The following is a 15,692-nucleotide window of genomic DNA, read 5'->3' as shown; positions in this document are numbered from 1 at the left end:
CGGAATGAAACCTAAGCTCCAAAGCTACGTTTGAGGGCTCGTCTGTCGAAAGGCCGCATCCTGCCAGTCGCGTGAAATGCAGCTTTTTGGCAACAGTAGTGGGACAAGTGCGCTTGCGCCGAAACCTCGCTTACTTTAATTGGTTCTCGTCGTTCCTTGTTCGGAACGCAGAAGAAAGGGGAATATTTATGCGGAAGCTCGCCATTATCATGGCGTTGTCGTCCACGGCCATTGCGGCCCCGGCCGCCGCGCGCGACGGTGCGTGGTATGTCGGCGTCGAAGGCGGTGCGATGATCGTCGAAGACATCGATGTCGACATCGCGGACGACACCGAAGACGCTTTCACCATCGATTTCGATACCGGTTACGATCTTGGCGCCACTGTCGGCTACGATCTTGGCGGGTTCCGTGTCGAAGCTGAAGCAGCCTATAAGAAAGCGGATATCGACTCCATCGTTGATACGAGCGGCGCTCTCGGCGGCGGCGAAATCAGCCCTGTCGGCGGCAGCGCACGCGTTCTGAGCTTCATGGTCAATGCCATGGCCGATTTCGGCGATGACGATCTGAGCGGTTTCGTTGGCGGCGGTGCGGGTATCGCGCGCGTCAAGCATAACGACGTTCGTTTCTATTCGAACCTTGATCCGGTCCTCGACGATTCCGACACCGGTTTCGCGTGGCAGGTGATCGCCGGCGTTCGTCAGGCGGTTACGGAAAATATCGACGTTACTTTGAAGTATCGTTTCTTCAACGTGCCGAACGTCGATCTCGTGACGGCCGGCGGCGACGAGCTTGAATTCCGTCATCGTTCGCACAGCCTGCTCGGCGGCCTGAGCTTCAACTTCGGTGGTGCCGAGCCGGCTCCGCCGCCTCCGCCTCCGCCGCCGCCTCCGCCGCCTCCGCCTCCGCCTCCGCCTCCGCCGCCGCCTCCGCCGCCGCCGGTGCAGCAGGGTCCGTTCATCGTGTTCTTCGATTGGGACAAGGATGACATCACGCCGCAGGCTGCCGCGATCCTCGACAACGCCGCTGCCGCTTGGCAGCAGACGGGTCAGGCGCAGGTTATGCTCGCCGGTAACGCGGACAAGTCGGGTTCGGACGAATATAACGTTGGTCTGTCGCAGCGTCGCGCCAACAATGTTCGTTCCTACCTAGCCGGTCGCGGCATTCCGGACGGCCAGATGACGACCGAAGCCTATGGCGAAAGCCGTCCGCTGGTCGACACGGCCGATGGTGTGCGTGAACCGCAGAACCGGAACGTGCAGATCACCTTCGGTCCGGGTTCGGGCATGTAAGGTTAATCCCTGGGCTTTGACTCAGGGATTGAGAAAGATGGGGTCGGCTCACCAGGGCCGGCCCCTTTTCCATGCTACCAACAGAAGAAATAGACTGACACCTTTGCCAGGAGATGGCGAAATGCTGTTTGGGGCTTGGCTCCGCTATCCAGGCTGGTATCGAGCCATGCAGTCAATCGGTGAGGAATAGGCATGCGTATCGCGATGATCGGGACAGGTTATGTTGGCCTGGTTTCGGGTGCCTGTTTTTCCGATTTCGGTCATGACGTAATTTGCGTGGACAAGGATCAGTCCAAGATCGACGCCCTTCACAAAGGCGTGATGCCGATCTTCGAACCTGGTCTTGACCAGCTTGTCGAACGCAACGTTAGGGCAGGGCGCCTGTCTTTCACTACAGACCTGCAGGAAGGCGTCGCAGGCGCGGAGGCGGTGTTCATCGCGGTCGGCACGCCTTCGCGCCGCGGCGACGGGCATGCAGACCTGAGCTATGTCTATGGCGCGGCCGAGGAGATCGCCGCTGCGCTCACCGGACCGGCGGTGGTGGTGACCAAGTCGACCGTGCCGGTCGGCACCGGCGACGAGGTGGAACGCATCATCCGCGAGGCGCGGCCGGACGGGAAGGCTTTCGTCGTTTCCAATCCCGAATTCTTGCGCGAAGGCGCGGCGATAGAGGATTTCAAACGCCCGGACCGGATCGTCGTCGGGAGCGACGATGAGGAAGCCTGCGCGATCATGCGCGAGGTGTATCGGCCGCTTTACCTGAACAAGGCGCCGCTTCTCTTCACCAGCCGCCGGACGGCCGAGCTCATCAAATATGCGGCGAATGCCTTTCTGGCGACCAAGATCACCTTCATCAACGAGGTCGCAGATCTGTGCGAGGTCGTCGGCGCGGACGTGCAGGACGTGTCGCGCGGGATCGGGCTCGACAACAGGATCGGCGACAAGTTCCTGCATGCGGGACCGGGCTATGGCGGCTCATGCTTCCCGAAGGACACGCTGGCGCTCCTCAAGACCGCCGAGGATTATCAGACGCCGCTGCGTATCGTGGAGGCGGTGGTCGCAGTGAACGATGCGCGCAAGCGGGCAATGGGACGCAAGGTTATTCAGGCGCTTGGCGGCGAGGCGCGGGGCAAAACGGTCGCACTGCTCGGTCTGACGTTCAAACCCAACACCGACGACATGCGCGACGCGCCGTCCATCGCCATCGTTCAGGCGCTGCAGGATGCGGGCGCCGAGGTGCGCGCCTACGATCCAGAAGGCATGGAGCAGGCAAAAAGCGCGATGAAGGGCGTCACGTTCGCGGCGGGGCCTTACGATGCGGCTGCCGGCGCCGACGCCGTAGTGTTGGTTACCGAGTGGGACGCCTTCCGGGCCCTCGATTTAAAGCGTCTCGCCAAGGTCATGGCTCAGCCTGTGTTCGTCGATCTGCGCAACGTCTACCCGCGCCAGGAAATCGAAGCCGCCAGCTTCAAATGGCATGGCGTTGGAAAGCCTGAGTGAGACTATAAGCCTTTCTTTGCAACCGTTTCGCCGCCGGACCGTTTCGCAGTATTGGAACACGGAGAGAGACGATGCAGCGTGCTTTGGCCCTTGCCTCGATTTTGACGCTCGTACTAGGTGGATGTGCGACTTATGAGCCGGAGCCCTCTCCAGTTCCCGCACCAAGTCTCGTGCGTGCGAACCTCCTGGATAGGGATGGGCGTCAGGTAGGGACGGCGGCCGTCGAACAGGTCGGCGACAGCTTGCGCGTCACGATCGATGCGACGGGCATTGCGAATGGAGCGCATGGCGCACATCTTCATCAGACCGGTCTTTGCACGCCGCCCGGTTTCGAAAGCGCAGGCGCGCATTGGAATCCGACCAATCATCGGCACGGCAAGGATAATCCCGCCGGCCTTCACCTTGGCGATCTGCCCAATCTGATCACCGGCACGGATGGGCGCGGCACGCTGGAATATACAATCCCAACGGCTTCGCTTGGCGCCCTGCTCGATCGGGATGGGGCGGCGCTGGTCGTTCATGCGCAACCCGATGATTATCGCACGGATCCATCCGGCAATAGCGGCGGGCGGATTGCCTGCGGGATATTGGGCTAAGCTCCCGCTGCTCGCTGCCGAGGGCTAAACAGCGGCTCCTCTTCAATTGCAGCGCCTGTTGAGGAGAGCTAGTCCATGGCGGCAAGCATTGGAGTATGATGTCAATGAAGCCCGCCATCCTGTTCGTTTGCCTGGGGAATATTTGCCGCTCGCCGCTGGCCGAGGCCGCTTTCCGAGAAGAGGCGGCACGGATCGGGTTGAACGTCCACATCGATTCCGCCGGGACCGGCGACTGGCATATCGGCCACCCGCCCGATCGCCGCGCGGTCGCGGTGGCGGCGCGGAACGGAGTGGATATTACCGGCCTTCGCGCTCGTCAGGTGCGGCCTCGCGATTTTCACGAATTCGACCACATCGTCGCGCTCGATACCCAGAATCTTGCCGACCTGCAGGCGCTGGCGCCGGAAGATGCGACGGCGACGGTCAGTCTGCTGCTCGACCATGTCGAGGGTCGCAGAGGGGAAGCGGTAGCCGATCCTTATTATGGCGACGATAGCGGTTTCGACACAACCTGGGCCGAGGTGGTGGACGGCGCGAGGGCGCTGGCCCGGAAAATCGCACTTGGCGCTTGACCAGCCCCCGTCATTTCAGCCGGTAAGTTTCGATAATCACGTAATGGCTGCCGCCGGACGAAAGAATGCTTTCGTAAAGATGGAAGACGTCGACGGCGAATGGCGCCGTTGTGAAGCCTCCCATCCCCTCAATCACCGGCGCGACCGGACCTGAGGCGCGGTTGAGGCGGGCCAGTGTGACATGCGGGAGATAGGCGCGGCGCTCGGGCGGCAGCCCGGCGCGCTGGCAGGCCTGATCGACCTTCTTGTGCAATTCGCGAAGGGGCTGATGCTGTGTCACACCCGCCCAGAGCGCGGCCGGCGTCCCGCGACGCTCGAAAGTACCCAAGCCGTGGAGGGCGATCTCGAACGGCGGATGGCGAACGCCCTGAAGCGCGGTGTGAACATCGTTTGCGACGCGGCGATCGGCCTCGCCGATGAAGCGGAGCGTTAAATGGAACTGATCCTCGCTCTGCCAACGCGCAGCCGATATGCCGTCCATGATCGAGAGCAGCCGTTCACGCACGAATGCGGGCGGGCGAATGGCGACGAACAGCCTAGGCATCGGCGAATCCTTCAACGATACTTTATGAACGCGCCGCCTTGTCCGGTTTTCCTTGAAAGCGGAGCGAATCCCCACGATATTGCGTCCAACGGCGCCTTTCGCCTTGAAGGAGAGATATCGAAGATGGCAAATTGGTCTGACCCGCGTGCGACCGCGTCGCCGCAGCCGGGCACGCTCGGCAGGGAGAGCGTGGCCCAGGACGCGGGCCTGCGATCCTACATGCTTTCTGTCTACAATTACATGACGTCCGGCGTGCTGCTGACCGGCATCGTTGCTTTGCTGTTCGCCAATTCGGAGTTCGGGCGTAACATCCTGATCAACGGTGGCGTCTTGCGCTACCTTATCATGTTCGCGCCGCTGGCTTTCGTGATGGTGCTGAGCTTCGGCATCAACCGTTTGTCGACCGGAACCGCGCAGGCCCTGTTCTGGGCTTTCGCGGTGGTGATGGGCCTGTCGCTCTCGTCGATCTTCCTGGTTTTCACCGGGCAGTCGATCGCGACGACTTTCTTCGCGACGGCCGCGGCCTTCGCGAGCCTCAGCCTCTGGGGCTACACCACGAAGAAGGATCTGTCGGGTTTCGGCACCTTCCTCGTCATGGGCCTGTTCGGCCTCTTGATCGCGATGCTGATCAACATCTTCGTCCAGTCGACGGCGTTCCAGATGGCGATCAGCTTCATCGGCGTGCTGCTCTTCGCCGGCCTTACCGCCTACGATACGCAGCGGATCAAGAGCATGTATTATTACGTGCAGGGTTCCGACATGCTCGGCAAGACCGCCATCATGGGCGCTTTGAGCCTGTATCTCGACTTCGTGAACATGTTCACGTTCCTGCTCAACTTCATGGGCAACCGCGAATAGTACAGTTGCTAATGTCCGGAAAAGAAAAGGCTCAGCGGAAACGCTGGGCCTTTTTCAATTCAGGTAAATAAGTTTAAAGCTTTAAGCGCGAGAAAGCCCCAGGGGGACTATGTCTTATTATTCGCGGTATATCGGCGGCGATCATATAGCCGTTTGGCACGAGCTTCGGGCACTGCAAGAAGGTGTCCGCGACAAGGCATTCATCGAAGATGCAAGATCGGTTGCCCAGATCACTATGGAACGTGTGTACCAAAATCTTGTGCGCATCGAGCAGGGGCTGCGAGAAAGTGGCTATCGCTTCGGTTGGGATCTGGTCGGTAATACTCGAGAACCGGTGGTGAAATTTCAAGCTCCGGGCGGAAGCTTTGCTTTCGACGTGAACGGACCTGCAGAAGCTATGGCTTCGTCAGTAAGCAACTTGATTTTAAAGCAATTTGGCCTAGGCGTGCCGGGTCCATCTGCCTATCCCCTCGCCGACTTTACGAACGATCATCAGGTCTTCTTCGCGCCAGACACAAAGTCGCTGGAACAACTTAGCCGTTTCGAGAAAGAGGCTGGATATGTGCCATTGTCCCTCCACTCTTTCTGGACCGTAATCGGTGGTGTGGACTTCGTAGGTGTAATGGACGGCTGGCAAGGTGACTGTTCTGTGTGGAATCCGCTCGTGATCAATCCTCCCGACGAGCTTGCAGATGTGTTCGAGGATGAGGGGGAAGCTGGGAAAGTGGGCTACATTCTAGGTCCGGATGCCGACACGAAAGGCGGATACAGTGGGAGCGTAATCGATGTGCTGCTCCCAGATTCAAGCGCAGATTTCCGTCTCCCTGACGGCAAATGGTTTGTCGACGAATTAAGACTTGTTACCCGGCTTGCTGGCTTCCCAGGCTTTGACAACGTTGACGCCCTGCCAGCGGAACTTCGGCCCATAGCTGCCGGCTGGAGCGCCTTTTAGAACTTGGCTGTCAGCGCAGCTGCGTCCGGAAGAACTCCACCGTCGTTTGCCAAGCCCTTTCCGCCGCCTCCTTGTTATACCGTTCAGCCGACGTGTCGTTGTGGAAGGCGTGATTCACCCCCGGATAAATGATGCTAGTGACGCTATGGCTGCTTTTGCGAAGCGCCTCGGCCCAAGGCAGCGCCGTCGCGTTCACGCGCTGATCGAGTTCCGCGAGGAGGAGGAGGAGGGGGGCGCGGACCTTCGATGCTTCGGACGGGTCCGGAGCGGAGCCATAGAAGGACACACCGGCGTCCAGCTTATCCCCTGCGGCGGTCGCCAAGCGGTTCACGAAAGCACCGCCCCAGCAGAAGCCTATCGCGCCGACCTTGCCATTGCTGTGCCTGAGGCGCCGGAGCCTTTCCGAGAGTGTCACCGCGCTTGCAACGCTGACGCCAAGATTTAGCTTGCCGATCATCTCACGGGCCTGATCCTCGTTCGCCGGCGTGCCGCCGAGCGGCGTCAGAAAATCCGGCGCGACGGCAAAGAAACCCGCCAATGCCACGCGGCGCGCGACATCCTCGATATGCGCGTTGAGACCGCGATTTTCGTGGATGACAATGACGGAGCCGATCTTCTTGCCTGTCGCCGCGCGCGGCACCGCGATATAGCCTTTGAGGGCGCCCTCCTCCTTTCCCAGCGGTCCGCGCTTGGTGATAAGACGGGGATCGTCGGCAGGCACGATCGCAGCAGCGGCAGGGCTGGCGGCGATCGCGGCGATCAGCGCGTTGGCGGCCGCCACGCTTCCGGCGAGCTTCGTCATCTCACCCATGAAATCGCGGCGATCCATGCCTTCATGCGTGAACCGATCGTAAAGCGCGATGGCGCGCGATTTAATGCTCTCTGCCATGTTCCGGCCTCCTCGGTCTTTCAGCCTTGCCCCTGCTGCTTCGGGATGAGCGCGTCGTCCAGCTCGTTCGCGCGCTTGGCGGCCGGGCGCGACTGGATGCGGGCGAGATAGTCCATGAAGGCCGGACGCTTTTCGATGGTGCCGAACATCGTGCCCCAGCCAATCTGCGCGCCGACATAGAGATCGGCGGCGGTGAACTGGTCGCCGCAGATATAGTCGCTTTGCGACACGGCATATTCGAGCGCGTCGATCGTCGCTTCATAGCTGCCATAGCCCGCCATGCCGCTTTTGTCGGCGGGAGCGAGGAGGCCCAGCGCCTTAGCGGTAACGGCTGTTTCCACCGGCCCCGCCGCGAAGAACAGCCAGCGATAATAGGGCCCCCGGCGTGGATCCCCTGGCGGCGGCGCAAGATTCTTTTCCGGGAAAGCGTCGGCAAGATAAGCGCAGATGGCGGCGGCTTCGGTCACGACCACATCGCCATGCTTGATGGCGGGCACCTTCCCCATCGGATTGACGGCAAGATACTCTTCGCCCTTCATCGTCGTGCCGAAGTCGAGGATGACGGTTTCATAGGGCTCGCCGATTTCTTCCATCATCCAGCGGGCGATCCGCCCGCGCGACATGGGGTTTGTGTAGAGGGTAAGGTTGGTCATGAATGGCTCTCCCTGTTTTGCAGGAAGCTTAGCACATTGAAATCCTCCCCGGAACGGGGAGGTGGCAGCGCGCAGCGCTGACGGAGGGGCTGGCGCGAAGGCCGGATCAACCCCTCCACCAGCCTTCGGCTGGTCCCCCTCCCCGTGCCGGGGAGGATTTAGGAAAAGGCCCTCCGGTTAGGGAGGGCCTCTTCATCAGGCTTTGACTTCCGCTTTTTTGCCGCCGCCTTTCTTGCGCGGAGACTTGGGCGGAGCGGCGATGATTTCGAAGGCGGGCGCATTGTCCTTGATCCGGACCTGCACCTCGCCGCCGTTGACCAGCTTGCCGAACAGAAGCTCCTCGGCCAGCGGCTGCTTGATCTTCTCTTGGACAAGGCGGCCCATCGGGCGCGCGCCGTAGAGCTTGTCGTAGCCGCGGACGGTGAGCCACTGCTTTGCTTCGTCGTCGAGGCTGATGTGGACGTTCCGGTCCGCCAGCTGCAGTTCGAGCTGGAGGATGAACTTGTCCACCACCCGCGCGACGACTTCCGGCGGCAGATAGCCGAACGGGACCACGGCATCGAGGCGGTTGCGGAATTCCGGCGTGAACATCCGCTTGATCGCTTCCTCATCCTCGCCCTCGCGGGTGATGTTGCCGAAGCCGACGCCCTCGCGCGCCATGTCGCTGGCGCCCGCATTGGTCGTCATGATCAGGATGACGTTGCGGAAATCGACCGTCTTGCCGTGATGATCGGTGAGCTTGCCGTTGTCCATCACCTGCAGGAGGATGTTGAACAGGTCCGGATGCGCCTTCTCTATCTCGTCGAGGAGCAGCACGCTGTGTGGGTGCTGGTCGACCGCGTCGGTCAGGAGACCGCCCTGATCGTAGCCGACATAGCCCGGAGGCGCGCCGATCAGACGGCTGACCGAGTGCCGTTCCATATATTCCGACATGTCGAACCGCTGGAGCGGAATGCCCATGATGCTGGCGAGCTGCCGGGCAACCTCGGTCTTGCCGACGCCGGTGGGGCCGGAGAAGAGATAGTTGCCGATCGGCTTGTCCGGATCGCGAAGCCCCGCGCGGGAGAGCTTGATCGCCGAGGACAGCACGCCGATCGCGGCATCCTGGCCGAAGACGACGCGCTTCAGGTCGCGCTCGAGATGTTCGAGCTGCTTCTTGTCGTCGCTCGAGACCGATTTCGGCGGGATGCGGGCCATGGTCGAAATGACGCTCTCGATCTCCTTGGTGGTGATCGTCTTCTTCCGCTTGTTGGGCGGAACGAGCATCTGCATTGCGCCGACCTCGTCGATCACGTCGATCGCCTTGTCCGGCAGCTTACGGTCGTTGATGTAGCGCGCCGAAAGCTCGACCGCCGCCTTGATCGCATCGGGCGTGTACTTGACGCTGTGATGCTCCTCGAAGGCCGAGCGCAGACCGGCAATGATCTTGATCGTATCTTCGACCGTGGGCTCGTTCACATCGATCTTCTGGAAGCGCCGGAGCAGGGCCCGGTCCTTCTCGAAATGATTGCGGAACTCCTTATAGGTGGTCGAACCGATGCAGCGGATCGTGCCGCCCGACAGCGCCGGCTTGAGCAGATTCGAGGCATCCATCGCGCCGCCGCTGGTCGCGCCCGCGCCGATCACCGTGTGGATTTCGTCGATGAAGAGGACGGCGTGCGGGAGCTTCTCGAGCTCGTTTACCACCTGTTTCAGCCGTTCCTCGAAATCGCCGCGATAGCGGGTTCCCGCGAGGAGGGCGCCCATGTCGAGCGAGTAGATGACGGCGGGCTTCAGCACCTCGGGCACATCGCCTTCGACGATCTTGCGGGCGAGGCCTTCCGCGATGGCGGTCTTGCCGACGCCCGGATCGCCCACATAAAGCGGGTTGTTCTTCGACCGGCGGCAGAGGATCTGCACGGTGCGGTCGACTTCCGGCCCGCGCCCGATCAGCGGATCGACGCGGCCTTCCAGCGCCTTTTCATTCAGGTTGACAGTGAATTGCTTGAGCGCGCTCTCGCCCTTCTTCTTGCCGTCCTCAGCCTTGGCTTCCTCGGCCGCACCCTTGACCTCGGTCGGCTCGGCGGCCGTCTGGCCCTTGCCGACGCCGTGGCTGATGAAGCTCACGGCATCGAGGCGGCTCATGTCCTGCTGTTGCAGGAAATAGACGGCATAGCTCTCCCGCTCGCTGAACAAGGCAACCAGCACATTGGCGCCGGTTACTTCATCGCGCCCCGACGATTGGACGTGCAGGATCGCGCGCTGGACGACGCGCTGGAAGCCGCTGGTCGGGGACGGATCGGTTTCCCCGTCGACCTTCAGCGCTTCGAGTTCGGTATCGAGATAGGTGCGCACGGAATCGCGCAATTCTGCGGTGTTGACGCCGCATGCCTGCATGACCTTCGAGGCATGTTCGTCCTCGATCAGGGCAAGCAGGAGGTGCTCCAGCGTCGCATATTCGTGCCTGCGGCCGCTCGCTTCGGCCAAAGCCGTGTGGAGCGTCTGTTCCAATTCGCGGGCAAATGACGGCATGTCTTACTCCTTACTGTCCGGCCACGACGCCGGACGCCTTGCCCTCAATGTCGGGACGCCTCCCCCGATCATCAAGCAGGTGACCCAAATCGCTGGAGAAAGGTGTTCGATCCCCCGGCTTTCGAGTCACTTCTTAAATAGAGCCTCGGCGCTTGCTCGATGGTTAACCGCCGCCTCGATTTTACCCTTTATGCGCGCGATTTCGCCCTCCAGGGCGGCGATGCGGGCATGAAGCTCCTCGACCGACAGGGGATCCAGATCCTGCTTTAAAAGCTGGGTCAACGGATCGCCGGGTTTGTTCGGGAAGAGTTCGTCCAAATCCATGGTCGCAGCGTTGACCCCCCGAACCCCGGAGTCAATAAGCCGCAGGCCGCGCTTGCGACGAAATGTGGAGGTGACATGGCCGCTTTGCCCGAACGCATGATCGCCATCGATCCCGAAGGACCGGGCGGGCCGGAGGTGCTGGTGCCCGTGGAGCGGCCTCTGCCCGCGCTTGGCCCAGGCGAAGTGCTGATCCGCGTCTCGGCAGCGGGCGTCAATCGTCCGGACGTGATGCAGCGCCAGGGCCTTTATCCCCCACCACCGGGCGCGCCGTCCATTCCCGGGCTGGAAGTCGCGGGGGAGGTTGTCGCGCTGGGCGCCGGCGTCGAGGCCGATTGGACCGGCAAGCCCGTCTGCGCGCTCGTCTCGGGCGGCGGCTATGCCCAATATTGCACGGCGCCCGTCGGGCAATGCCTGCCCGTGCCGGATGCTCTCACCATGGTCGAGGCCGCAGCCATTCCGGAAACGCTCTTCACCGTCTGGACCAACCTCTTCGAGCGCGGTGGCGCGAAGGAGGGCGACACGGTGCTCGTCCATGGCGGGACGAGCGGCATCGGCACGATGGCTATTCTCCTCGGCCGTCTGTTCGGCATGGACGTGATCGTCACCGCCGGATCGGACGAAAAGTGCCGCCGCGCCTTCGATCTCGGCGCGGCGCACGCGATCAACTATCGCTCCGAGGATTTCGTCCAGGCCGTGGAGTCATTTACCGGCGGTAAGGGCGTTGCGGTCGTCCTCGACATGGTCGGTGGCGATTATGTCGCTCGGAACATCGCTTGTCTTCGAGCCGAAGGCCGCCACGTTTCCATCGCGGCCCAGCGCGGTGCCAAGGCGGAAATTCCGGTCTGGCAGGTCATGGCCAAGCGCCTTGTTCTCACCGGCTCCACCCTTCGCGCCCGCGACACCGCCTTCAAGAGCAGGGTCGCCGCCGATCTCGCCGCGAAGGTCTGGCCCCATGCCGCCGCTGGGCAGTTGAAGCCCGTCATCGATGCCACCTTTCCGCTGGAGCAGGCAGCCGATGCGCATCGCCGAATGGAAGAGGGGGAGCATGTCGGGAAGATCGTGCTGACCCTCAGCTAAGTCCGCATGCCCTTTTTGAAAGCAATAATCGGGAAGGCAGCTTCATTGCCTTACGCTAGCCCTCGCCTTGAAACGGGGGACATATGGCCAGATTATTCGGAAGTGGCGCGATCGCAGCATTGGTTGCGACGGCATCTTTTTGCGAAAGTGAACTTTACGCGCAAGCGACCGCCAATGCCGTTACAGGGGCATCGGATGCGTTCGGTTACCGGGTCGGCAATGAAAGCGTCGGAATCTACGATGAACGACGCGTGCGCGGCTTCAATCTGGAAGCAGCGGGTAACTATAGGATTAACAATTATTATTTCGTGCGAAGCTCAGGAACGAGCAGCCCGCTCGTTGAGAATGTCACAGTAGGCGTCGGCCGGAACACCTATGCGACCGATCTACCTGGACCATCCGGTGTCGTTGGATATCGTATGAAGCTTCCGTCCGAAGCGCGCGCAAGCCAAGCGACGCTGCATCTCAATACCTATGAACGGCCGCAACTGGAGTTGTTTCAAAATGCCACGTTTGGAGGGGATAAAGCGGGTGTGATCGGCACCTTGCTTCTAATGCCAGACGAAAATGATTTCCAGGGCGGCGATGGAAGAGGCGTACTATTGGGGGGGGGCGGCGAAGTTCGCTATCGCGAATGCTCAATTCCATCTGTTCGGCGTCGAGTATCGATACGAACGCGACGCACAGTTCCGGATCACGACGACAGGCCCGGTGCTTCCGCCCCATATCGAACGGCGGCGCTTTCTTGGACAAGAATGGGCACAAGAGAAAGGCCAGAGCCGACTTGCGGGGGTGACCGTCGAAAAGGGGATTGGTAAGGAATGGCAGCTTGGGGCGGGCGGCTTCTTTTCGCAAAACCATCCCGAAAAGGCTTTCCTTCAAATTTTTTCGAGCGCCGATGCCAATGGCAACGCTCGCAGCGTCATCCTGGCGTCGCCGCAGCAGCGCTTCACCGCCTGGTCGGGCGAAATGAAGCTGGGATGGCATCGCCAGCAGGGTACATTCGACCACCGGATTTCGGCCTATCTTCGTGGACGACGCTCGAGCGCGCGTTTCGGCGGCGATGCCTTGCTCAATCTCGGCATGGTGAACTTGTTCGACGAGCAGGTCCAAACCGATCCCCTCACCCTCTCGGCGCAAAGCCGGGATACGGATGTCGTTGATCAGATCGGGGCCGGGCTGACCTATCGTTTCGCCTGGGCGGACAGGCTTTTGACGTCATTGTCCCTATTCAAGACGCAATATCGCAAAGTTTTTACGCGGTCAGGCAGCCCGGCGGAGGAAACGACTGCCGATCCCTGGTTATACAATGGCATGGCGATCATTCCCTTGACGCCGAGTCTGTCCATCTATGGTTCCTATACACGCGGGCTCGAGGAAGCGGGTGTCGCGCCGCAAACTGCGGTCAATCGCAACGCGGTCTTGCCGCCGATCCATGTCAGGCAGAGGAAGTGGGGCTTCGCTATGCTCTGTCGCCCAATGCGGCGCTGGTCGTCGCGGGGTTCGATATCAACAAGCCTTATGCCGGCCTTCGCCGCGATACGAACGTCTATGATTTGATCGGTACCGTCCGCCATCGCGGGATCGAGGCGTCTCTGACCGGCGAAGTGGCGGAGGGTTTGACCGCTGTGATTGGCGGTTATGCGATGGACCCTAAGCTCAGCGGAATCGAGGTTCGCGCGGGCAGGATCGGACAACGCCCCGTGAGCGTTCCCGGCACACGCCTGACCTTCAGCGCCAATTACCGCTTGCCTTTCGATCCTAACATCGCCTTGGACGGCCGGGTAGAATATGCCGGCAGGCAAGCTGCCCATGCGACCGCGAACGCCGAAGGACGCAATGACCTGTTCCTTCCGGATGTTATGACCCTGGATATCGGGGGACGCTATCGCTTCAAGGCCGGCAAATTGCCGCTCGCGCTTCGCTTCCAAGTTCAAAACATCTTCAATGAATATTCTTGGCAGGTAAGCAGCGCGGAAGCCCTGAGCTACAGCGAGCCTAGGCGTTTCCGTCTGTCCCTGACGGCAGATTATTGATGCGGTGGCTTGCTCTTTTTTCGCTTCCCTACTACCTGTCGCAATAACGCTGGCCGCTCCGTGAGGGGCGGCCCTTATTGTTTCCGGAGGATTTCGTGGCCCAGCCGCTCATGCCCCATGCGACCGCTTCCTGGCTGGTCGACAATACCGCGCTCACCTTCGAGCAGATCGCCGCTTTCTGCGGCCTCCATGTCCTGGAAGTGCAGGCGATCGCCGACGATGCCGCCGCGACCAAATTGACCGGCCGGAGCCCGCTCCGCGCGGGCGAGCTGACTCAGGAAGAGATCGACAAGGGCCAAGCCGATCCCAATTACCGCCTCGTCATGCAGAAGGAGCCCGACCAGGCCATCCGCACCAAGGGCCCCCGCTACACGCCGGTCTCCAAGCGCCAGGACAAGCCCGACGGCATCGCCTGGATCATCCGCAACCATCCGGAAATTTCGGACGGCCAGATTTCCAAGCTGATCGGCACGACCCGCACGACCATCGCCGCGATCCGCGACCGCACCCACTGGAACATCGCCAACATCCAGCCCAAGGATCCGGTGACGCTCGGCCTCACCTCGCAGCGCGAGCTTGACGCCGTGGTCGCGAAGGCTGCCAAGGCCGCGGGCACGGACGGCCAGCCGCAGGACGCGCGTCTCGACGGCGACCGCGAGGCGCTGATCGAGGAACTGCGCCGCGAGCGCGAAGCCGCCGCTCGCGAGGCGGAGGAAGTCCATGCGCAGGAAAAGGCCGGTTTCGAAACCGGCGAAGACGATCTGGGCTTTGTCGACCCCTTCAAAAAATGATGCGCCGGACGCCTCGCTGGTCGACGGCGGGGCGTTCAGTCACAAGGGCCTGACCTATCCCTTCGGGCGCCGCGTGCCCGAGCCGGGCGCGCTGATCGAAATCGCCGAAGGCATCGGCTGGGCACGCCTGCCGGTGCCCGGATCGCTCAAACACATCAACGTCTGGGCGCTGGCGGACGAAGGCGGCATTGCGCTCGTCGACACCGGCCTCGATATCCCGCCCTGCCGCGAGGCGTGGGACGCGTTGCTGTCGGGACCACTGGCCGGTCAGGCCGTCACCCGCATCATCGTCACGCATTTCCACCCCGACCATATCGGTCTTGCGGGCTGGCTCACCGAAAGGTTCGACGTCCGGCTCTGGATGACGCGCGAGGAATGGCTGTTCGCGCGAATGCTGACCGCCGACGTGCGCGACACGCCGCCTCCCGAAGCCTTTGCTTATTGGCGTGCGGCGGGATGGGATGAGGACTGCATTGCGGCGGAGGCAGCAAAGGGCTGGGGCCGCTTCTCTTCGGTGGTGAGCCCCGTGCCGGTCAGCTTCGTCCGCATGATGGAAGGCGATACGATCCAGGTCGGCACCCGCGACTGGCGGGTTGTCGTCGGCAACGGCCATTGCCCGGAACATGCCTGCTTGGTCGACGATGTCGGAGGAGTGATGATCGCGGGCGACCAGGTGTTGCCGCGCATCACATCGAACGTGTCCCTGTCCTTGAGCGAACCGGAAGCCGACCCGTTGGGCGACTGGCTGCGCTCCATCGACAAGCTGCGCGGCCTTCCGGACGCCCTGCTCGTTTTGCCCGCTCATGGCGAACCTTTCACCGGCCTCCACGCCCGCCTCGACGCGCTGGCGCATGGCCATCGCGACCGTCTCGACGCCCTTCATCGCCATCTCGACGAGCCGCGCCGCGCCGTGGATTGCTTCCCGGTCCTGTTCGGCCGGAAGATTGATGACAGCGTCCTCGGCCTCGCCACAGGCGAAGCGATGGCGCATCTCCGCCGCCTCGAAGTGGAAGGCCGGGCACAGCGTGAAATGCGAGACGGGGTTCACTGGTATCGGTCTGTCTAACTGACACCCTTGTCAGCGCCCGGCGGCCCATTTA

16 protein-coding genes are annotated in these 15,692 nt (G+C 61.8%); 11 read left to right on the top strand and 5 right to left on the bottom strand.

From position 1 onward, the window contains the following. The first annotated feature begins 188 nt into the window (after window positions 1-188). The 4 genes from IC614_RS05725 (at window position 189) to IC614_RS05710 (ending at window position 3,957) form a co-directional block, all read left to right on the top strand. Window positions 189-1,289 (top strand): OmpA family protein, encoded by a 1,101-nt coding sequence (locus IC614_RS05725; RefSeq protein ID WP_200972929.1) that lies wholly within the window; start codon window positions 189-191, stop codon window positions 1,287-1,289. Window positions 1,290-1,481: 192 nt separating this feature from the next. Further along, entirely contained in the window at window positions 1,482-2,789 is a 1,308-nt protein-coding gene (locus IC614_RS05720; protein ID WP_200972928.1) for a UDP-glucose dehydrogenase family protein, read from the top strand. A 170-nt stretch (window positions 2,790-2,959) separates the two neighbouring features. Then, the gene (locus IC614_RS05715) at window positions 2,960-3,385 is read left to right on the top strand and encodes a superoxide dismutase family protein (protein ID WP_226372746.1); all 426 of its coding nucleotides are present in this window, start codon (window positions 2,960-2,962) and stop codon (window positions 3,383-3,385) included. Window positions 3,386-3,489: 104 nt separating this feature from the next. Then, window positions 3,490-3,957, top strand: coding sequence for a low molecular weight protein-tyrosine-phosphatase (locus IC614_RS05710; RefSeq protein WP_200973114.1), 468 nt, complete (start codon window positions 3,490-3,492; stop codon window positions 3,955-3,957). A gap of 10 nt (window positions 3,958-3,967) precedes the next feature. Here IC614_RS05710 and thpR read toward each other — a convergent pair whose 3' ends face one another. After that, complete coding sequence (thpR, locus tag IC614_RS05705) at window positions 3,968-4,501, bottom strand: RNA 2',3'-cyclic phosphodiesterase (protein WP_200972926.1); 534 nt, start codon at window positions 4,499-4,501, stop codon at window positions 3,968-3,970. A gap of 123 nt (window positions 4,502-4,624) precedes the next feature. On the opposite strand from thpR, the gene IC614_RS05700 reads away from it, so the two are divergent. Next, entirely contained in the window at window positions 4,625-5,359 is a 735-nt protein-coding gene (locus tag IC614_RS05700) for a Bax inhibitor-1/YccA family protein (RefSeq protein WP_200972925.1), read from the top strand. Between the two features lie 109 nt (window positions 5,360-5,468). Further along, window positions 5,469-6,311 carry a hypothetical protein gene (locus tag IC614_RS05695; RefSeq protein WP_200972924.1) on the top strand — a complete coding sequence of 281 codons (843 nt, stop codon included), beginning with the start codon at window positions 5,469-5,471 and terminating at the stop codon, window positions 6,309-6,311. A 10-nt stretch (window positions 6,312-6,321) separates the two neighbouring features. On the opposite strand, the gene IC614_RS05690 is transcribed toward IC614_RS05695, so the two are convergent. From IC614_RS05690 to IC614_RS05675, 4 genes are all read right to left on the bottom strand, one after another. Next, entirely contained in the window at window positions 6,322-7,200 is an 879-nt protein-coding gene (locus IC614_RS05690; RefSeq protein WP_200972923.1) for a dienelactone hydrolase family protein, read from the bottom strand. 20 nt (window positions 7,201-7,220) lie between these two features. Further along, window positions 7,221-7,853, bottom strand: coding sequence for a glutathione S-transferase family protein (locus IC614_RS05685; protein WP_200972922.1), 633 nt, complete (start codon window positions 7,851-7,853; stop codon window positions 7,221-7,223). 195 nt (window positions 7,854-8,048) lie between these two features. Next, complete coding sequence (gene clpA, locus IC614_RS05680; RefSeq protein WP_200972921.1) at window positions 8,049-10,364, bottom strand: ATP-dependent Clp protease ATP-binding subunit ClpA; 2,316 nt, start codon at window positions 10,362-10,364, stop codon at window positions 8,049-8,051. Window positions 10,365-10,490: 126 nt separating this feature from the next. After that, entirely contained in the window at window positions 10,491-10,688 is a 198-nt protein-coding gene (locus tag IC614_RS05675; RefSeq protein WP_200972920.1) for a DUF1192 domain-containing protein, read from the bottom strand. Between the two features lie 75 nt (window positions 10,689-10,763). Between IC614_RS05675 and IC614_RS05670 the strand changes: the two genes are divergently transcribed. The 5 genes from IC614_RS05670 to IC614_RS05650 all read left to right on the top strand — a co-directional run bounded on the left by IC614_RS05670 (window position 10,764) and on the right by IC614_RS05650 (window position 15,658). After that, window positions 10,764-11,765 carry an NAD(P)H-quinone oxidoreductase gene (locus tag IC614_RS05670; RefSeq protein ID WP_200972919.1) on the top strand — a complete coding sequence of 334 codons (1,002 nt, stop codon included), beginning with the start codon at window positions 10,764-10,766 and terminating at the stop codon, window positions 11,763-11,765. Window positions 11,766-12,332: 567 nt separating this feature from the next. Further along, a complete protein-coding gene (locus IC614_RS05665; RefSeq protein WP_200972918.1) occupies window positions 12,333-13,325 on the top strand; it encodes a TonB-dependent receptor in 993 nt (330 codons plus the stop codon). Further along, window positions 13,217-13,801, top strand: a complete 585-nt coding sequence (locus tag IC614_RS05660) for a TonB-dependent receptor domain-containing protein (protein WP_200972917.1) — start codon at window positions 13,217-13,219, stop codon at window positions 13,799-13,801. The genes IC614_RS05665 and IC614_RS05660 overlap by 109 nt, the downstream gene beginning before the upstream one ends. A gap of 95 nt (window positions 13,802-13,896) precedes the next feature. Next, window positions 13,897-14,592, top strand: coding sequence for a DUF1013 domain-containing protein (locus IC614_RS05655; protein WP_226372745.1), 696 nt, complete (start codon window positions 13,897-13,899; stop codon window positions 14,590-14,592). Further along, window positions 14,522-15,658 (top strand): MBL fold metallo-hydrolase, encoded by a 1,137-nt coding sequence (locus IC614_RS05650; RefSeq protein ID WP_200972916.1) that lies wholly within the window; start codon window positions 14,522-14,524, stop codon window positions 15,656-15,658. Before IC614_RS05655 ends, IC614_RS05650 begins: the two co-directional genes overlap by 71 nt. Window positions 15,659-15,692 lie beyond the last annotated feature (34 nt).

Source organism: Sphingosinicella flava (genome assembly GCF_016025255.1).
GTDB classification, from domain to species: domain Bacteria; phylum Pseudomonadota; class Alphaproteobacteria; order Sphingomonadales; family Sphingomonadaceae; genus Allosphingosinicella; species Allosphingosinicella flava.
This window is presented reverse-complemented; position numbering and strand designations above follow the sequence as displayed.